We start from the raw sequence: 18,705 nt of genomic DNA, 5'->3' as shown, positions 1-18,705 counted from the left end.
GGCCGGCGGCATGACACTGCGCGGAAGGTCAGGCCGCCGCGGTCTTCCTCGCCAGCATCGTCATCGCGATCATGCCGTATGCCGCGGCCAGCAGCGCCATGACAGCCAGGGGCCCCGCCGCCTCCGCGACGCTTGCCCCCATCTGGTTGAAGCGAACGAAGAGGTGCATGGCCGGCGTAGCCGGCGACGCCCAGGCCAGCGTCGCCAGCCACGGGGGCATCTGATCCAGCGGCCAGGCGAAGCCCGCCAGGAAGACGAGCGGCACCGAGGTCGGGATCAGCAGCTTGAGCGCCGCGTCGCCGTCGCCGAGCGCGTGGCCGGTCGCGAGCCCCAGCGCGGAAACGGCGCCGGCGAAAAGCGGCATGGCCAGCACCACCCCGGCGATGTTTCCCGCCCGCGGCACGTCCTGGATCCAATAGGCGAAGCCGAAGAAGAACGATTGCGCGAGAATCCCGATCAGGGTCATCGCCGCCCAGGTCCCCAGCGACGCCCGCAATCCGCCGAACGCCGCGCGTCGTCTGCGTCGTTCGGCGGCGAGCCGCGCCGACGCGAACAGCAGCGTCTGCTGGAGAATGATGTTGCTGACCGCCGGGAAAATGTAATCGCGATAGCCGGCGGTCGTGTTGAACAGCGGCTGGACGCGGACGAGGCCCGCCGGGTCAGGCAGCCTGCGGTCGATCGCCCTGCCCCGCTGCGCGACCGCGTCGACCAGCGTATCGGCAAGGGTCAGCGCAATCGCCTCCGCGCGCACGGCATAGGCGGCGTTCACCACCAGCATGGCACCGGCCCCGGGCCTGATCGCCGCGGGATGCGTCGCGATCGCGTCGAGATCGCGCGACAGGAAAAGGATACCGTCCGCGCGTCGGTCGAGCACCGCATCCTCCGCCGCCGCCAGATCAATGGCTTCACCCACCACATGGACCGAGCGGCTCGCCTCGAGAGCCCGCGTGATCGACCGACCGAGCGGCGAATGCCCCTGATCGACGACCACGAGGTTCATGCCCTCCGCCGCCTGCTGCGCATAAGGCGCGGGATAATAGAAGGCGTAGAAGAGCACCGAGACGATCGCGAGCGACACCAGTTCGCGCGTCGTCGCGATCTCGATCAGCGTGCGCTCGAACGCGTCGCGCAGGGTCATGTCCGTGCGCTCCGCGCGACCAGCCAAAGGCCCAAACCTCCGGCGATCAGCGGATAGAGCAGCAGAGCCCCCGCCTCGACGCACAGCGGCCGCGGATGCGCACCGATCAGCACATCCATCTCGAAGCGGATATAGTGCGTCAGCGGCAGCGCGGCACTCCACACCTGCGCCAGCCGCGGCGCGCCGTTGATCGGCAGCGACGCGCCCGAATAGGCGAGCGCCGATCCGGTGATGATCACCGCGGCGGACAGGGCGGTGGCCATCTCCCGCGTCGTCGCGATCAACAGCAGGGCGACGCTCACCGTCGCCAGCGCGAGCAGGAGAAGTCCACCCGCCACCGCCCATATGCTGCCGACGAAGCGATAGTCACCGAGCAGCGTCAGCGCGACGATCCACGCCGTGCCCCACGACCAGCAGGCGAGCACATGCGGCGCCAGCCGCCCGACGAGGTCGAGCGACGGGCGCGCCGTCACACGGGCATATCCGGCGAAGGTCTTGCCGGCCAGCAGTGGGGCCACCGCGCCGATCGCCGAGACTGCGAACAACAGATGGATCACTGCCGGACCAAGCAGCAATCCCAGGTACCAGCCGAGGCTGGCGGTCGGGTTGCCCAGAAGCGTCAGGCGGACGCCCGGCAAAGGTCTGCGCCCCAGCGAAATGCCGTCGACCCCGGCGGAACGCGGCGCCGATTGCGCGACGCGCAGGGTCACGGCAGCCCGCAAGGCCGCCTGTGCCGTCGACCCGGCGGCAAGGAACTGCGCTTCGTACAGGATCTCCGCCGGCGGCGATCCGGCCAGCCCGATACCGCGCGGAATCACCAATATGGCGAGCGCCCTTTCGGATCGTACCATCGTCATGGCGGTGGCGACGTCCGGGGTGACGGCAGCGACGCTCAGCATCGGCGACGCGTCCACCGTCCTGCGGATCGCGCGCGCCAGCGCACCGCCGTCATGATCGACGATGACCACGGGCCCGTCGCGCACCGATCCGCGCGCGATCATCGCGCCCATGAGGCCGAGCAGCACCGCGGGCATCAGGGTCAGCAGGATCAGGTCGAGTCTCGAGCGGCGGAGCCGTGTGCATTCGGCGCGCCAGCCCCGCACTATCGCTGCGGCCGGTGCCGACGCCGCACCGCGCATCATCGCGTGAACAGGACGCTCATGCCCGGCCGCAGGCCAGCGACCGGGCCGGCCGGCGCCAGCCGCACCTCGAAACCGCGCACGTCGTAGCCACGGGATTGTCGATCCGCGCGGAACGTCGCGAACTCACCCTGCACCGCCAGATGACGAACCCGGAACGCGATCGTACGGTCGAGCGCGGGCACGCGGCCCTCCAGTATTTGCCCCTCGGAAAGGCCATGCAGGTCGTCCTCGCGCACCGTGAGCAGGACATAGGGGTGGTCGACATCGACGATCTGCAATGCGGGAAGCACGGGGCCGATGATCTCGCCGGCACGGACGAGGCGGCGCGAAACCTGGCCCGCGATCGGCGACACCAACCGCGTCTCGTTGAGCAGCGCGCGTGCCGTGGCGTCTGCCGCCTGGGCGACCCGAACCTGCGCATCGGCGATGCGGCGGGTCTGCGGACGTGCGCCGGCCACCGCCTTCGCATATTGGGCGTGCGCCGCCTCGGCCGCACGCGCGCTGCTGTCGCGCGCCGCGCGCGCCTCGTCCCGCCGCTGGGCGGCGATCACGCCTTCGGCATACAGGGTCTCGGCGCGCCGCGCGCTGACAGCGCCGAGGTCCGCGGTAGCCTGCGCTGCCAGCCACGTGGACCTGAGCGACGCGACATCCTCGCGCCGCGCGCCCTCGTCGGTCAACGACCGCGTCGCGCGCGCGCCCTCGAGCGTTGCCGCGGTCTGAACCGCGGCATTGCCCAGCTCCGGGCTCGACAGCGTCGCCACGACCTGCCCCGCGCGCACACGGTCCCCTTCGTCGACCATCAGCCTGTCCACGCGCGCCAGCGCCTTGGTCGCGACATTGACGCTGTCCGCCTCCACCTCGCCCTGTAGCGGCGGCGTCGCGGGGCGGCTCGCCAGCCACAGCCCCGCCACGAGTAGGATCGCGACGGCCGCCAGCACGCCGTAAAGGATCAGCCGCCCTCGCCGGGACGGGCCGGTATCGTCCGCGACCTCGACCATCACGCGCCTTCGGCCGTTACATGCTGATCGGCGCGGCGCAGATACGTGTCGAATTCGTCCATCCGCCCACTTGCCGTCAACAACCCCGCCAGCGCCAGATCATATTCATACGCCACCGACACGCGTTGCGCGCGCGCGGCCGCAAGCGCCGCCTCGGCACCAGCAACCCGCGTCACCGTCCCCTCCCCCTCGCGCAGGGCGACGCGCTGCACGCGCAGATTCTCGCTTGCCGCCGCGATCGAACTGTCAAGCAGCAGAAACGAGCGCCGCGCACCTTCGACGAGGTTCCAGGCACGACGTATCGCCTCGCGCGCTTCCTTGCGCGCAGCCCTTCCTGCCTCTGCCGCGGCACGTTCTCCCTCCCGTGCCGCCGCAAGCGTATGCCCGCGATCGAGTCCGGACAGCAGCGTGACGCGCGCACCGATACCCACCACCCAGTCAGGTTCGGTGGGCAGCGCATTGCGGCTGTTGGCGTTATACTCGCCAAAGCCGAAGACCTGCGGGCGATACCGCGCCTTAGCCAGATCGGCTGCGGCACCCGCTACCTCGCGCGCGGCATCGGCTTGCCGGCTCAGCGGCGTATCACCCTCGCCCCCCATGAAGGTTTCGACCGGCGGCAATGCGGTACTGGACACGAACAGCGGTGTCGACGGCGCGGCCCCCGGCATGTCGAGAATGTCGCGCAGGTCTTCATCAGCCGCCTCGTCGGCGAGGATCGCCCTCTGCAGCGCGCGCTCCGCGCCGTCGCGCGCGACCGCCGCCTCCAGTGTCGCGGCGCGCGGCGTCACGCCGGCGATCTCGGATCGCTGCACATCGTCGTAAAGGCTGCCCAGCGCCTGCCGCGTCTCCTGCGCGGACGCGCGCAGGGCACGTGCTGCGATGCGGCCGAAATACACCCGAACCAGATTCACCTGCGCCAGATCCCGGGCCTGCGCCGCGCGGCCCTGCGCCATCGTCACGCCGGCACGCGCACCCCGCTGGATCGCGGGGATCGCCCCTCCGGTGTAGAACGGTACGGCGGCCTGCACGGTCGGCCGAAACACCGTGTCGCGGTAACGATAGGAAAGGCTGTCGGGGATGAGCGCGAACAGCCCCGGCAGCGCGCGATCGATTCGCCCCACCACCTCGCCGGCGATCTGCTGAAACGCCGGAGGCAGGGAATTGGGCAGCCCCGCGAGGAAATCCTGTGTGGCGCCAAGGGCATTGGAACGCGCATCCGACAGATCGACGGCCAGCGTCTTCTGATATTCCAGCACCTGCGCGGACGCGGTGACCGTCGGGCGGTGCAGGGTCCTCGCCGCCGCCGCCGCCTCGCGCGCGGCCGCCACGGCGTGCTCCGCGCTCGTCAGGCTGGGCGAGGACGATTCCATCCGCGCCCGAGCCGCCGCATAGGTCAGCGACGGTTCTTGCACCTGTGCCGCCGCGCTCACGACGGCCGCGATCAGGGTGACGGAGGAATACATGGCGTCCATTCAGCGTGGATGACGATATTCGCCTTCCCACAGTCCGATTGCAAATCGAAAGCCGCGCGGACGCACGATCCTTCGTCCAGCCGGATCGGCGGCCCAAGACCGGCAGCGCTGCCGATTCTGGCCGACGCGCGGACAAGCGCCGCGGATGGATGTCCGGCGTCCGCTCGGGCGTCTCCCTGACACCGCTCGGGCAAAGCGGTTGCATCGGCTTTGGCTGCAGCGCACCAATTTTGGCTCGACGGCACATGGTCTCGCGGACGCCGACGCACCCAGTATGAGCGGCCTCCGCTTCAACGGCCTGCGCGCGACTCGGCGCGACGATGGCTCGGCGCACGGCTTTACACCGACCGTTTCCCGGCGGGAAAGGGTGGCTCATTCGGCCGGATGCACCCTACGGATCGGCCGGGGACACCGATGCCGGCGCTGGCGCGCCCGCCCCATTTTGAGTAATATTCACAATGACTGAATGATTTACGTTGTTGTAGGATACACTGTTCACGACACTGATGCCGGCCGGAGAACCGTTTGAATGCGGCACTTGACGCTTTTGGGAGAGCGTCGAAGCGGGAGAGAGAGCAATGGTGGATCTGGATCTTGCCGAGCTGCTTCTTCTGGCGCCCGCCGAGGGCGCCGAGTCGCCCATACCGATCTCCAGCCTTCCCCCGGTCGATCGCTTCGTCGAAGGCCTTTGCCGGGCGGTCGGCGCCATTGCCGGCTGCATCGTCGTGCCTGGCGAAAGCGGGGGATTTCCTGAGCAGAGCCAAGCGATCGGACTCGTGGCGCGTACCGAGACGGATCGCGCCGCTATGCGGACGCTGATCGACGCCGCACCGCCGATTTCGCGTCGGGGCTTCAGCTGGATCCGGGAAGCAGCGACGCCCGACCATTGCGGGCTGATTGTCGCCACGGGTGGTGCCCACCGTGACGGACATCTGATCCTCGCCTTCGCCCGCGATCATCTGGAAGACCCCGCCGTTACCGCGCAATTGCTCACGCTCGCGCCAGGACTGGGCGTGATGGCCGGCGCGATGCGGGCGATCTCGGCGGAACTCGATCAGGCCGACCGACGGCGGGGCGCGATGGAGGCGGCGTTGCAGCAAAGCGAGTGCGGCGTCGTCATCATCAGCGCCGATCAGACCGTGCTCTTCGCCAATGCGTCGGCTCAGGCCATCCTCGATGCGGGCGACGGCGTGGAATTGCGGCGCAACGCGCTCCGCCCGACGCGATATCATGATGCCGTGCGGTTTCATGCCGCGCTCGATGCGGTGATCGCGCCGCCGCGGCATCGGGAAAGCCAGCGCGAACGGGGCGCCATGCTCCTGCTGGAGCGCACGGGAGCGGAGCGGCCACTGATTGCCGTGATTGCACCGGCGAACCGAGGGCATGCGAGTGACGTCGGGGCCGGCGGCGACGCCGATGCCCCTTCCGGCGGCGCCGCCGCGATCGTCCGGTTGATGCGCCCGGAAACCAGCTTTGCGCACGGATTTGAGACGATCTGCCAGTTACACGGCCTCTCGCCGGTCGAAACCCAGCTCGTCGCCTCGCTCGCTCGGGGCATGACGTTGGGCGAGGCGGCAACAAGCATGCGGATCAAGACGGATACCGCGCGCACCTATCTCAAACAGGTGTTCGCGAAGACCGACATGCATCGTCAGACCGACCTGCTGCAGCTCTTCCTCCGCTATCAACGCGCGGTCAGCGGCGAGATGCTGTTCGACGCGGCCTGACAGGACGCGCCGCATCGCGCCCCCCCTTTTGGGGAGCAGAAAAACCCCGAATGAGAATGGTTTTGCTCCCACATGAAGGGAGAATGAGATAAAGCTGAACGGCTAATTAACCATTGTTCCGATGGAACGGGCGGTGATCCTCGCGAAAAGGGGGACGGCGCTCCTTTCGCACTCCTTCGAAGGGACAATGAGCATGAAATCGAGCCTGATCATCAGTACGTCGGTCGCCGCCCTGCTCGCCGCGACCGCTTCCGCCGCTGCCGCGCAGGACAGCAGCTCCGGCGCAGGCCAGTCAGCCGCGCGCAACGACAGCATCGCGACCGGAAACATCAGCGATTCCGGCAACACGACGCGGACCGATGCCGCGAACAACTCGGTCAACGGCAGCTACAATCCCGTCGCGGTCGACAACACGAACAACTCGGCCAACGGCAGCTATAATTCGAGCAGCACCACCAACACCGACAATTCGACGACCGTCGGGGACGTCTCGCTCGCATCGAACAGCTCCACCAACAACAGTGGCAACACCGCCACCAACACCAGCACCGACAATTCGGCGAATGGCAGCTACAACGGTGGCAACACGGCCACCAATACGAACACCAACACCAGAACCGACAATTCAGCGAACGGCAGCTACAACGGCGGCAACACGGCCACCAATACGAACACCAACACCAGCACCGACAATTCGGCGAACGGCAGCTACAACGGCGGCAATACTGCCAGTACCACCAATACCGCCACCACCACCAACACCGATGCTTCCGTCAACGGCAGCTACAACGGCGGCAACACGTCGAACATGAGCTCGACCAACACGACGAGCAATTCGGACAGTTCCACGACGGTCGGTGACGTGTCGCTGGCGTCCAACAGCTCGACCAACAACAGCGGAAACACCGCAACGTCGACCACGACGACCACCAACACCGACGCATCCGTTACCGACAGCGGCAACGTGATGACCACCGACAATACCAACAATTCGACCAACGGCAGCTACAATGGCGGCAACACGTCGAACACGACCAACACCGCCAACACCAGCAATACCGCGTCGACCACGAACACGGATCGATCGACGACGGTCGGCGACGTGACTCTGACGGACGCGTCGAACCACTCGGTGAACGACAGCAATAACGGTGGCAACACGTCGACGGCCGACAGTGGAAACACCAACGCCTCGACCAACAACAGTGGCAATACGTCGATTGCCGACAGCCAGAACTCGAACAGTTCGACCAACGGCAGCTATAACGGCGGCAACACGGCCGACAGCAACAACACCGCCACCAATACCACGACCAACAACAACAACCAGACCTACGCCACCAACGCGTCGACCAACGATAGCGGCAATACGGCGACGACCAACAACAACAATCAGGTCGACAACAGCAACTCGTCGACGAACGACAGCAACAACACGGCGACGACCAATAACAACAACCAAACCTACAACACCGAAAATACCTCCCTGGCGTATACGACGACGACCACGGAGACCGCCGGTAGCTCCACCGTCTCGCCAAGCAGCACGTTCGGCGACGGCGCGGTTGTCGCGACCTCGGCCCTGTCGAACTACGTCAGCGGGGTGAAGGTGAACTTCGCCGGTTCGGCGGGTGAATCGAGCACGACGAACAACAGCCTGACGACCGGCGACACGGCGTTCCAGAACTTCGCTGGCATGCAGGCGCTCAACGTCAACACCGGCGCGGGCGCTTCCCAGAACGCCAATGTGAGCGTGGCGGTGACCGCCGGCGACATTACGCGCTGATCGCAGCCCAACCTGTGGCGGTCGGCGCTACGCCGGCCGCCTCCTTCTTAGTGTCGACGTCCAGCACGGACAAAGGGGATCGTCATGCGCCGCATCATCTGCGCTCTCTCACTGGTGGGCGGCCTAGCCGTTGCCACGCCTGGCCTTGCACAGGACCGCTCTGCGGCGGCGGACCAGCAATCGCCGGCCTTCGTGGATGGCGCAGTGCTCGGAGACGCCGATCTCGGCACGGTCGCGGGCCGCGAGGATCGCGGTACACAGATCGCCGCCGCCGACCAGCGCAACACGGTGTCGAACAATTCGGTCACCGGCAATTCGGTGACGGGGTCGGTGACGATCGACGGCCATGCGTTTTCGAACCTGTCCGGCCTCGCCGTCATCAGCGCCAACAGCGGCAACAACGTCGCGATCAATTCGGCGATGAACGTCGTCATCAACCTCGGTCCGCAATGAGGCCGACGCTGGCCTGGCTGATTCCGGCGATGCTCGGCCTGACGGGCTGCGCCGCCACGATCGCGCCTGCCGATCCGCATTTCGCCGGCGCCTCGGGTGCGATCGCCGACTATCAGGTCCCCGTCGCCTCGATGCTGGCGCGCAAATTCGCCACCGTGGTGCGTCAGCAATATGACTTCAGCTGCGGCTCCGCCGCGCTCGCCACGCTGCTGCGCTATCATTACGGCCTGCCGCGGTCGGAGGCGGACGTCTTCACCGGCATGTGGCGCCAGGGCGACCAGGCCAACATCCGCAAGGTCGGCTTCTCGCTGCTCGACATGAAACGCTATCTCGCCGACAGCCATCTCCAGTCCGACGGCTACAAGGTGACGCTGGATGCGATCGCGGCACGGCGGCTGCCCGGGATCGCGTTGATCACCTACAAGGGCTATCGTCATTTCGTCGTCGTCAAAGGGATCACCGCCACTACGGTGCTGCTCGGCGATCCCAGCCTGGGCCTTCACGCCATGCCGCGTGAGGCGTTTCAACGCATGTGGAACGGCGTCTATTTCGTGCTGAACTCGGCGACGCCCGTCGGCACGAGCAATTTCAACGGCGTCCGCCAATGGCAACCGCTCGCACGCGCGCCGATCAATACGCCCTTCCTGGATCCGCTCAGTCTGCAGGCGCTGACGCTGAGCGCGCCCTTCTACCGGGACTTCTGACGATGCGCGCACTTCTCATCGGCTGTGCACTTGTGGGAGCGGCCACACCGACGAGCATCGTGCGGGGCCAGGACTTCGGCCCTCCCCTGCCCGAGGCGGAACTCGCCACGCAGACCGGGAAGTTCATTCTGCCGGGGGGCGGCTCGCTGGCCCTCTCGGTCACCAGCGACACGTTGCTCAACGGAACGCCGATCCTGCGGACCGTGCTGACGATCGATCAGGGCTCCACGCTGCAGGTCTTCGGTCGCGACGGTAGCGTCGCGACACCCGCCGGGGGCACCGAGACCGCGACCGGCGCCGGCACCGCCCCTACGCTCGCGAACGGTGTGTCGGTGCTGTTCAACCGCCCGACGGGCGCGCAGATCACGCTGCCCACGGTCAGTACCGTCCGCACCGGCGCTACGTCCACCGAAGCGCAGGCGGGCTTGGTGCCGATCGCCGTGGTGGCAGGTGGCCCGGCGGTGCGGACGCCCGATGGCCTCGTCTCGCTTTCCACGCTGCCCAACGGGTCGCAGGTGATGCTGGTCGGGGACCAGATCGGTGTCGCGCATCTGGTCGGCCAATCGGTCGCGACCGCGATCCTCAATGCGGGCAACGATCGTACGATCGATACGGTGACGACGATTGGCATCGATCTGCATGATGCGACCGCACTGACACTCGGCAGCGCGGTGTTGAAGGTGGATGCACTGGCGGCCGACGCCGGTCGGGGCATGGTACGCTGACAGTGCGGGAAACACGAACATTCGCCGGGGGAACGACATGATACGAAGCTGGCGCATAGCCCTGATCGCAGCGACGATCCTGACGCCGGCTGCCGGTCATGCGCAGTCGCGGCCCTCCGGTCAGTCACTCGGTCAGACGAAGATCCTGCAGCGTGAGCTTGAGGCCGCGCGCGCCGAGATCGCGGCCCAGCACCGGCAGATCGAGGCGCAGGAGGCACGCCTGGCGGCGCTGGAAGCGCGGATGGGCAGCCTCGTCTTGGCGACGGGGGCCGCCACCAGCGGTCCGGGCGCGACGCAGCCCGCCGCCGCCGTGGCGCAGGCGAGCGCGGCCAGCACGCCGGGCGACCCCGCGACGATGGTCGCGGCCACGCCCACGCCACGGCTCGAGAGCGTCGGCACGCGTCCTGCCGATCGAGACCGTCCGCCCGAGGTGGCGGTCCTCGGCAGCGAGGGCAGCGTCGTCACGCGCAAGGGCCAGCTTACCGGCGAGCTTCAGTTCGACTACGCCCGTGCCGATCGTAACCGGGCATTGTTCCGCGGCATCGAGATCGTCGAGTCGGTGCTGGTCGGCGAATTCAACATCAACGAAAGCCGGCAGGACATCATCACCGGCTCACTGGCGGCGCGCTACGGCGTCACCGATCGGCTGGAACTGGGCGCGCGAGTACCCTTCGTGCAGCGCTGGGACACGTCCGTGCTGGTGCCCGTCCAGGGCAGTACGAACAACGACGCCGCGCGCGAGATAAACAGCTCCACGCGTGGGAGCGGTATCGGCGACGTCGAACTTTCGGCGCGCTACCAGATCCTCACCGGGCGCCGCGGCCTTCCCTATCTCGTGGGCAATCTTCAGGTCGTCGCACCGACCGGCAGCGACCCGTTCGCCGTACCGCGTCTGGCAACGGGCGAAGCCACGAAGGCTGCGACCGGCGCCGGCTTTTGGGGCGTGTCGCCCAGCATCACGGCCATCCTGCCGAGCGATCCGGCGGTCCTGTTCGGGACGATCGGCTATACCCGCAACTTCGGCAAGAACGTGAATACCGAGATCCCGCCGGTACGCATCAATTACGTCAAGCCGGGCGACGCGCTGTCGTTCAGCGCGGGGATCGGTATTTCGCTCAACGAACGCACGTCGATCAATCTGGGTTATGCCCACACCTGGGCATTCGGCACCCGGACGCGCACCTCGCTGATCAACCCCCGGCCCACCGATCCCGCGTTTTTCGAGGAGACGTCGCGTGACCTGCAACTTGCCCGGCTGCTGTTCGGCGTGACCTATCGTGCGACCGACCGCGCCAGCATCAACTGGTCGGTGGAGGTGGGCGCGACCGACGACGCCGCCGATGTGCGCACCGTCCTGCGTGTCCCGCTGGTGTTGATCATGCCGAAATAACGCCGGGACACGACCGCCGACCTGCCTGGGGTTGCAAGCCGGCCTGGCCGGCGCGCCTGGCGAACAACCGAGCGATCGCTCCCGCCCCACCGGATGCGGCCAGTGCCCCCGCACGCATTCCCGTCGCGCATGACGACGGGGACGCTAGGGTCAGGACCCATTGATGTGAGCGTCGCGATCTGATTCAGGCTCCGCAAGGAGACCGTGGATGAGCGACTTGTACTGGTTGACGGATGAGCAGATGACGCGCCTGCAGCCGTACTTCCCCAAGAGCCATGGCAAGCCGCGGGTCGATGACCGGCGGGTGCTGAGTGGCATCGTCTTCGTCAATCGCAACGGACTGCGCTGGTGTGATGCACCGAGCGCGTATGGTCCGCACAAGACGCTGTACAACCGATGGAAGCGCTGGGGTGAACGAGGCGTCTTCCTGCGCATGATGGAGGGTCTCGCGGCAGCGGAGGCCGTGCCAAAGACCGTCATGATCGATGCGACCTACCTGAAGGCACACCGCACGGCATCGAGCCTGCGGGTTAAAAAGGGGATCTCGGCCGCCTGATCGGCCGCACGAAAGGCGGCATGAACACCAAGTTGCATGCCGTCAGCGATGCGGACGGACGGCCCTTGAGCTTCTTCATGACCGCCGGGTAGGTCAGCGACTACACCGGCGCGGCAGCTCTGCTCAACGATCTGCCAAAGGCGCAATGGCTGCTCGGCGACCGCGGCTATGATGCCGACTGGTTCAGGGATGCCCTGGAAGCCAAAGGCATTCAGCCCTGCATCCCAGGTCGGCGATCGCGCAACGAACCGGTCAGATACGACAAGCGCCGCTACCGGCGTCGCAGCCGCATCGAGATCATGTTCGGCCGCCTGAAAGACTGGCGTCGCGTCGCCACCCGCTACGACCGATGCCCAACGGTCTTCTTCTCGGCTGTTGCCCTCGCGGCCACTGTCATCTTCTGGCTGTGACCAATGAGTCCTGACCCTAGACCCAGCGCCGGCCTAGTTTGATCCAAGTGCGCGGAAGCGGTATCCGGCGACGGCTGGGTTGCACAGCGCCCCCTCGGTCGCCTAGCCTCCGCCAAAACACCGTATCGTCAGGGGAAATCGGCATGGATCGTCGCACCTTCATTCTTTCCAGTGCGGCAACCGCCGGATTGACCGCGCTCCCCGCCCGCCAAGGCTTGGCGCAGGCACCCGCCGCCCCGGCAGCGACGCCATCGCCGGGCGATGCGCGACTGAACGCCGCGTTCGACCAGGTGCTCGGCCAAACCGTTCGCGAGTCACCGGAATTCGCTACCTCGCTTGGCCTCGACACCGGCAGCAACGCTGATCTGCGGCACAAGCTGGGCGACAACAGCTATGCCGCCATCGCCAGGGATCTGGCGCGAAACCGGAAAGCCTATGCGCTGATCACGGCCGTAGACCCCGGATCGCTATCGCCGCAGGCGCGCATCGATCGCGAGGTCGTGCTGTACAACATCAAATCGAACATGATCGGGCCGGAGCAGTTCGGCCTGTCCTCGCCGCAGCGCCCCTACCCCATCTCCCAACAGGATGGCGTCTATTTCTCGCTACCCGATTTCCTCGCCTCGACCCATCCGGTCAAGACGGCCGAGGATGCGCAAGCCTATCTCGATCGCCTCGCGCTGATGTCTCGGCAACTGGACAACCAGACCGAAGTGCAGCGGCGGGAGGCGTCAAAGGGCCGGGTCGCACCCGATTTCTCGCTTGATCTCGCGCTCGGCCAGATGGCGAAGCTCAGGTCCCCCGCCCCCGCGGACAGTCAACTGGTCCAGGCGCTGACCCGCCGCACGAGCGCGGCGAACATCGCCGGAGACTGGCAAGCCCGCGCCGCCCGTATCGTCGCCGAACAGATCTATCCGGCGCTCGACCGGCAGATCACCTTACTCCGTTCGCTGCGACCGTCGGCTCGCAGCGCCGCCGGCGTCTGGGCCTTGCCGGACGGCGATCGGCTCTATGCCGCGGCACTGGCGCAGGCGACCACCACGACCCTGTCGCCCGATGATGTGCATCGCATGGGCCTGGAACAGGTCGCCGAACTCACCGCGCAGCTTGATCCGATCCTGCGCGGCCAGGGTCTGACGCAAGGCAGCGTGGGCGCCCGCCTCGACCAGCTCAACCGCCTGCCCGCGCAGCTGTTTGCGGATAGCGACGCGGGACGAGCGGCGTTGCTCGCCAGCCTCAACGCCAGCGTCCGGGCGATGCAGGCGCGTCTGCCGCAGGCGTTCACCAATCCGCCCAACGCCCCGCTGGAGATCAAGCGCGTCGCGCCGGAGATCCAGGACGGCGCACCGAACGGCTATTACTTCCGCGCGCCGCTCGATGGTTCGCGTGCCGCGATCTACTGGATCAATCTCAAGAGCGTAGCCGACTGGCCAAAATATTCGCTGCCGAGCCTGACCTACCACGAAGGGGTGCCCGGCCATCATCTGCAGATTTCGACCGCGCAGCGCGCGCCCACGCACCCATTGCGCAAGATCGCCTTCTTCAACGCCTATCTCGAAGGCTGGGCACTCTATGCGGAGCAGCTGGCCGACGAACTCGGCGGCTATGCATCGCCCGTCGAACGCGCAGGCTATCTGCAATCCTTCCTGTTCCGCGCCGCGCGGCTCGTGGTCGACACCGGTATCCATACCAAGCGTTGGACGCACGATCAGGCGACCCGGTATCTCGTCGACACGGTCGGTTTCGCACCGGGTCGGTCGCAGCGCGAGGTCGAACGCTATTGCGTCTCGCCGGGGCAGGCCTGCAGCTACAAGATCGGACATGCGGCGTGGTTGCGCGCGCGCGAGAAGGCCAAGGCGATCGCGGGCGCACGTTTCGACATCAAGCATTTCCATGACGTGCTGGAGGCCGGCGCCATGCCGCTTTCCATGCTGGAGCGGATCGTCGAGGAGCGTGCTCGGACGGTCTGACCGCACAGGCCGAATGCATCGGCATTTTCCGATGGGAATTGACCATGGCCAAACCATCGGATAAAGCCGATGCATGACGACCGACGACGCGCTGGTTGCGCTCTCCGCGCTTGCTCACCCGACGCGCCTGGAGGCGTTCCGGCTGCTGGTGCGACACGCGCCTGAGGGGCTTTCGACGGGCGCCCTCGTCGAGGCGGTCGGGCTGACGCAGAGTACGCTGTCCACGCACCTTGCCGTTCTGGCAAAGGCGGGTCTCGTCGTCGCCGAGAAACGTGGCCGCCAACAGATCCAGCATGCCGATCTGGACACGCTGCGCAGGCTCATGACCTTCCTGGCGAGGGACTGCTGCGAGGGGCGACCCGAATTGTGCGAGCCGCTGCTCGCCGATCTTTCCTGCTGCTGACGACGGAAGCGCTTATGACCATCGACATCGTCATCTACCACAATCCTGCGTGCGGCACGTCACGCAACACGCTGGCTCTGATCCGCAACGCGGGCATCGAGCCGCATGTCGTCGAATATCTGAAGACGCCCCCGTCGCGCACGCAATTGACCCATCTCATAACCCGCGCCGGCATCACCCCGCGTCAATTGCTGCGCGAGAAGAATACGCCCTATGGCGAACTTGGCCTGGCGGACGAGTCCCTGACCGACGACGCGCTCGTCGATGCGATGATGGCGCATCCGATGCTGATCAACCGTCCCCTGGTCGTCTCGCCATTGGGCGTGCGCCTGTGCCGGCCATCGGAAATGGTGCTCGACATCCTGCCCGAGCCGCAGCGCGGCGCCTTCGCCAAGGAAGACGGCGAACAGGTCGTCGACGCCGACGGCCGACGGGTACGCTGATGGCGACGGTTCCGGCCGAGGCGCCTGCCTCCGGCATGCGCGCATTCGAACGCTACCTGTCGCTTTGGGTCGCGCTCTGCATTCTCGCAGGGATCGGGCTCGGGCATCTCCTGCCCGACGCCTTCGCCAGGATCGCGTCCGCGGAGATCGCGCGGGTCAACCTGATCGTCGCCGGGCTGATCTGGCTGATGATCGTCCCCATGCTGCTCAAAATCGATTTCGGCGCGCTCGGAAGCGTACGACAGCATTGGAAGGGCGTCGCCGTTACCCTGTTCGTCAACTGGGCGGTGAAGCCCTTCTCGATGGCGGCATTGGGTACGATCTTCCTTGGCTGGCTGTTCGCGCCGCTGCTGCCGAAGGAGGAAATTTCAACCTATATCGCCGGACTCATCCTGCTGGCGGCGGCGCCATGCACCGCCATGGTCTTTGTCTGGTCGAACCTTTGCGACGGCGAGCCGACCTTCACGCTCAGCCAGGTCGCGCTGAACGACGTTCTGATGGTCTTCCTCTTCGCGCCGCTCGTGGGCTTGCTCCTCGGCGTCGCCTCGGTGACGGTGCCCTGGGCTACGCTTCTGCTTTCCGTCGGCCTCTACATCGTCGTGCCGGTCGCCGTCGCGCAGGTCCTCCGAAGGGCGGTGCTGGCGTCGGGCGGGCGCGCGGCGCTCGACCGGCTGCTGGCAGCGCTCGGGCCGGTGTCGCTGGTCGCGCTGCTCACGACGCTGGTCCTGCTGTTCGGCTTCCAGGGCGAGCAGATCGTTCGCAAGCCGGCCGTGATCGCGCTGATCGCGGTCCCGATCCTCATCCAAGTCTATTGCAACGCCGGCATCGCCTACTGGCTGTCGAGGCGGTTGGGCGTCGCCTGGTGCGTAGCGGCGCCCGCGGCGCTGATCGGCGCGTCCAACTTCTTCGAACTCGCCGTCGCCGCGGCGATCAGCCTGTTCGGCCTGAAGAGCGGCGCGGCGCTGGCGACGGTTGTCGGCGTCCTCGTGGAGGTGCCGGTCATGCTCAGCGTGGTCGCGATCGTCAGGCGTACGCGCGGCTGGTACGAGCAAGCTGCCAGCTGAGCCAAGGTGCGGTACATGCGCGGGCGGTCAGGCAGCGTACCTGCCTGATCTCTCTTAACCGCCGGGATTTACAGTATTTTAGCCCGCCCCCGATAGTAAGGGCGCATGGCAAAGACCCTGGTCGGTTGGCTGGCCATTTCCAGAGAGCCAAGCCTGATTCTGGCGCAATATCGCGAGCTGAAGCGGCAGGTGCCGCTGCTGTACACGCTGCTCATCCTCAACGCCTCTGCCGTCACCTATACGCATTTCGCCTATGCGCCGGTCTGGGTGACGGTCGGGTTCCTGGGCGCGTTGATCGCGACGTGCGGGTGGCGGATCGTCTGTTGGCTTCGCGCGCCCGAAGCCCATGCCGTCACGGTGGAAGCGGCGCGGGCCCAACTGGTCAGCACCACGATCCTCGCGGGCATATTGGGTGCGGTCTTCCTGGCCTGGTCGATGCTGATGAACCAATATGGCGGCGTGGAACAGCAGGCCCATGTCGCGCTGTTCATCGCGGCGACCGTGATCGGCTGCATCTTCTGCCTGTACAATCTGCCGTCCGCGGCGATGCTCGTCACCGCAATCGTCACGGTGCCTTATCTCCTCTACTATCTCTGGCGAGGCGATCCCGTATTCACCGCGATGGCGCTCAACATCGCCCTGGTGACGGGGGTCATGGTGCGTGTGCTGCTGAACGGCTTCGGCGCCTTCACCAACATGATCCGCTCCAAGGCGGAACTCGTCTGCAAGCAGGAAGAGACGCAGCGCCTCAGCGCCGACAATGCGCATCTCGCGCACACCGACATGCTCACCGGGCTGCCCAATCGGCGCTTCTTCTTCAATCGCTTCGAACAATGGCTGCAGGACGCCAGGCGCGAGAACGGCCGCATGGCAGTCGGCGTGCTCGACCTCGACCGGTTCAAGGCGATCAACGACACCTACGGCCATGCCTGGGGGGACCGCCTGCTCGTCGAGGTGGGTGCGCGGCTGGACAGTTTCGCGAGCGAGCGTGTCAGCCTTGCCCGTCTGGGCGGCGACGAATTCGGCGTCTTGTTCGCCGACCCGATCGGCGACGTACGCTCCGCCGGCCAGGCCATGTGCGATGCGCTGTCCAGGCCATTCGTGATCGAGGGGCAGACGATTTCGATCGGCTGCTCGGCCGGCATCGCAACCTATCCCGATGCCGGCAGCGCCGTGCACGAGCTGTTCGACCGATCCGATTACGCCGCCTATCACATGAAGATGAACGAACGCGGCGGATGCGCCCTGTTCTCGTTCGAGCATGAAAACATCATCCGATCCGAGCGCGCCGTCGAGACAGCATTGCTCGCAGCCGATCTCGATCGCGAGCTTCACGTCTGCTACCAGCCGATCCTCTGCACGCACAGCTGCGACGTGCTGTCCGTCGAAGCGCTCGGGCGCTGGACGTCTCCCAGTCTCGGCCCCGTGCCGCCCGACCGCTTCATCGTCGCTGCGGAGAAGCTGAACATCATCCACGACATCACGATCGCGCTGTTCCGCAAGGCGCTGCGGGAATTCAGCGCCATGCCGCCGTCGATACGTCTGTCTTTCAACCTGTCCGCAAAGGACATCACGTCCCCTGAAACGCTTCGGCAACTGATGGATCTGATCGAAGAAGGCGGCATCGATCCGAAGCGCATCACCTTTGAACTGACCGAGACGGCGCTCATGCGCGATTTCCACGCGGCGGTCCGGGGGATACAGTCGCTGCGGGCGCTGGGGGCCCGCTTCGCGCTGGATGATTTCGGCGTCGGCTATTCCAGCCTCGGGCACCTGCGGCGCCTCCCTTTCGACAAGGTGAAGCTCGACCGCAGCTTCGTCGAAAACATGGAGGAATCCTTCGGACGCAACATATTCTCGGGCATCCTGGCCTTGTGCCGGACGCTCGAACTCGACTGCGTCGCCGAAGGCGTGGAAACCGAGGCGCAACTCGCATGGGTCACCAACCTCGGCTGCCAGCGCGTTCAGGGCTATTTTTTCGCCAAACCGATGCCCGCGCTGGAGCTAGCCGCCTGGTTCCTCGCCCGCACGACGTCGCCTACGCCGGCCGTCGTCAGCCGCTACGGCCTCTGATCGCCGCGTAGCGATGCGCGCGCACAAGGATGGGCCTAGCGAACGCCCGATCGTCGCCCGGGCGTAGGACAGTACGACATCGCCGACGCCACATAGCGGCACAGCTTCGACAGAATCGTCACCCCGTACCGGGCGGGCGCTGAGCCTCGCGACCGATCCGACGCAGAAGGCAGACCGGACGCCAAACTCGAGCGGAATGGCACGCAAAAAACCGCCTTGGGATGGTCCTAGGGCGGCGCGGATGATGATAA

15 protein-coding genes and 1 pseudogene are annotated in these 18,705 nt (G+C 66.5%); 12 read left to right on the top strand and 4 right to left on the bottom strand.

Translation table 11 applies throughout. The annotated features are described in order from the left end of the window. Positions 1-28: 28 nt before the first annotated feature. The 4 genes from RF701_RS00805 to RF701_RS00790 are packed head-to-tail and all read right to left on the bottom strand — an operon-like array spanning position 29 to position 4,750. The gene (locus RF701_RS00805) at positions 29-1,138 is read right to left on the bottom strand and encodes an ABC transporter permease (RefSeq protein ID WP_308813748.1); all 1,110 of its coding nucleotides are present in this window, start codon (positions 1,136-1,138) and stop codon (positions 29-31) included. Next, positions 1,135-2,241, bottom strand: coding sequence for an ABC transporter permease (locus RF701_RS00800; protein WP_308813747.1), 1,107 nt, complete (start codon positions 2,239-2,241; stop codon positions 1,135-1,137). The genes RF701_RS00805 and RF701_RS00800 overlap by 4 nt, the downstream gene beginning before the upstream one ends. Positions 2,242-2,276: 35 nt before the next feature. After that, positions 2,277-3,278 carry an efflux RND transporter periplasmic adaptor subunit gene (locus RF701_RS00795; RefSeq protein WP_308815593.1) on the bottom strand — a complete coding sequence of 334 codons (1,002 nt, stop codon included), beginning with the start codon at positions 3,276-3,278 and terminating at the stop codon, positions 2,277-2,279. Next, positions 3,278-4,750 (bottom strand): TolC family protein, encoded by a 1,473-nt coding sequence (locus RF701_RS00790; RefSeq protein WP_308813746.1) that lies wholly within the window; start codon positions 4,748-4,750, stop codon positions 3,278-3,280. The genes RF701_RS00795 and RF701_RS00790 overlap by 1 nt, the downstream gene beginning before the upstream one ends. Positions 4,751-5,331: 581 nt before the next feature. Between RF701_RS00790 and RF701_RS00785 the strand changes: the two genes are divergently transcribed. From RF701_RS00785 to RF701_RS00730, 12 genes and pseudogenes are all read left to right on the top strand, one after another. Continuing rightward, on the top strand, positions 5,332-6,477 hold the full coding sequence (locus RF701_RS00785) for a hypothetical protein (RefSeq protein WP_308813745.1): 1,146 nt from the start codon (positions 5,332-5,334) through the stop codon (positions 6,475-6,477). A 193-nt stretch (positions 6,478-6,670) separates the two neighbouring features. Further along, positions 6,671-8,263: a hypothetical protein gene (locus tag RF701_RS00780; protein ID WP_308813744.1), complete on the top strand. Its 1,593-nt coding sequence runs from the start codon at positions 6,671-6,673 to the stop codon at positions 8,261-8,263. An 84-nt stretch (positions 8,264-8,347) separates the two neighbouring features. After that, positions 8,348-8,716: a hypothetical protein gene (locus RF701_RS00775; protein WP_308813743.1), complete on the top strand. Its 369-nt coding sequence runs from the start codon at positions 8,348-8,350 to the stop codon at positions 8,714-8,716. Beyond that, on the top strand, positions 8,713-9,420 hold the full coding sequence (locus RF701_RS00770; RefSeq protein ID WP_308813742.1) for a C39 family peptidase: 708 nt from the start codon (positions 8,713-8,715) through the stop codon (positions 9,418-9,420). The genes RF701_RS00775 and RF701_RS00770 overlap by 4 nt, the downstream gene beginning before the upstream one ends. A 2-nt stretch (positions 9,421-9,422) precedes the next feature. Beyond that, positions 9,423-10,145 (top strand): hypothetical protein, encoded by a 723-nt coding sequence (locus tag RF701_RS00765; RefSeq protein WP_308813740.1) that lies wholly within the window; start codon positions 9,423-9,425, stop codon positions 10,143-10,145. A gap of 37 nt (positions 10,146-10,182) precedes the next feature. Further along, a complete protein-coding gene (locus RF701_RS00760; RefSeq protein WP_308813739.1) occupies positions 10,183-11,535 on the top strand; it encodes a transporter in 1,353 nt (450 codons plus the stop codon). Positions 11,536-11,743: 208 nt separating this feature from the next. Then, positions 11,744-12,501 (top strand): annotated as a pseudogene (locus tag RF701_RS00755) (IS5 family transposase). Between the two features lie 143 nt (positions 12,502-12,644). Then, positions 12,645-14,471: a DUF885 family protein gene (locus RF701_RS00750; RefSeq protein ID WP_308813738.1), complete on the top strand. Its 1,827-nt coding sequence runs from the start codon at positions 12,645-12,647 to the stop codon at positions 14,469-14,471. A 73-nt stretch (positions 14,472-14,544) separates the two neighbouring features. Continuing rightward, the gene (locus tag RF701_RS00745; RefSeq protein WP_287979989.1) at positions 14,545-14,874 is read left to right on the top strand and encodes a helix-turn-helix transcriptional regulator; all 330 of its coding nucleotides are present in this window, start codon (positions 14,545-14,547) and stop codon (positions 14,872-14,874) included. Between the two features lie 14 nt (positions 14,875-14,888). Next, entirely contained in the window at positions 14,889-15,317 is a 429-nt protein-coding gene (arsC, locus tag RF701_RS00740) for an arsenate reductase (glutaredoxin) (RefSeq protein WP_203311262.1), read from the top strand. After that, the gene (arsB, locus tag RF701_RS00735; RefSeq protein ID WP_308813737.1) at positions 15,317-16,381 is read left to right on the top strand and encodes an ACR3 family arsenite efflux transporter; all 1,065 of its coding nucleotides are present in this window, start codon (positions 15,317-15,319) and stop codon (positions 16,379-16,381) included. Before arsC ends, arsB begins: the two co-directional genes overlap by 1 nt. Before the next feature lie 105 nt (positions 16,382-16,486). Further along, the gene (locus RF701_RS00730; RefSeq protein ID WP_308813736.1) at positions 16,487-18,454 is read left to right on the top strand and encodes an EAL domain-containing protein; all 1,968 of its coding nucleotides are present in this window, start codon (positions 16,487-16,489) and stop codon (positions 18,452-18,454) included. The last annotated feature ends 251 nt before the right edge of the window (positions 18,455-18,705 follow it).

This window comes from Sphingomonas sp. GV3, from assembly GCF_031082075.1.
Classification (GTDB): domain Bacteria; phylum Pseudomonadota; class Alphaproteobacteria; order Sphingomonadales; family Sphingomonadaceae; genus Sphingomonas; species Sphingomonas beigongshangi.
This window is presented reverse-complemented; position numbering and strand designations above follow the sequence as displayed.

Coding starts and splice junctions, on each gene's coding strand:
- RF701_RS00750 (WP_308813738.1), top strand. CDS start 12,645: ATGGATCGTCGCACCTTCATTCTTTCCAGTGCGGCAACCGCCGGATTG.
- RF701_RS00780 (WP_308813744.1), top strand. CDS start 6,671: ATGAAATCGAGCCTGATCATCAGTACGTCGGTCGCCGCCCTGCTCGCC.
- RF701_RS00775 (WP_308813743.1), top strand. CDS start 8,348: ATGCGCCGCATCATCTGCGCTCTCTCACTGGTGGGCGGCCTAGCCGTT.
- RF701_RS00745 (WP_287979989.1), top strand. CDS start 14,545: ATGACGACCGACGACGCGCTGGTTGCGCTCTCCGCGCTTGCTCACCCG.
- RF701_RS00765 (WP_308813740.1), top strand. CDS start 9,423: ATGCGCGCACTTCTCATCGGCTGTGCACTTGTGGGAGCGGCCACACCG.
- RF701_RS00730 (WP_308813736.1), top strand. CDS start 16,487: ATGGCAAAGACCCTGGTCGGTTGGCTGGCCATTTCCAGAGAGCCAAGC.
- RF701_RS00790 (WP_308813746.1), bottom strand. CDS start 4,750: ATGGACGCCATGTATTCCTCCGTCACCCTGATCGCGGCCGTCGTGAGC.
- arsC (WP_203311262.1), top strand. CDS start 14,889: ATGACCATCGACATCGTCATCTACCACAATCCTGCGTGCGGCACGTCA.
- RF701_RS00770 (WP_308813742.1), top strand. CDS start 8,713: ATGAGGCCGACGCTGGCCTGGCTGATTCCGGCGATGCTCGGCCTGACG.
- RF701_RS00805 (WP_308813748.1), bottom strand. CDS start 1,138: ATGACCCTGCGCGACGCGTTCGAGCGCACGCTGATCGAGATCGCGACG.
- arsB (WP_308813737.1), top strand. CDS start 15,317: ATGGCGACGGTTCCGGCCGAGGCGCCTGCCTCCGGCATGCGCGCATTC.
- RF701_RS00795 (WP_308815593.1), bottom strand. CDS start 3,278: ATGGTCGAGGTCGCGGACGATACCGGCCCGTCCCGGCGAGGGCGGCTG.
- RF701_RS00760 (WP_308813739.1), top strand. CDS start 10,183: ATGATACGAAGCTGGCGCATAGCCCTGATCGCAGCGACGATCCTGACG.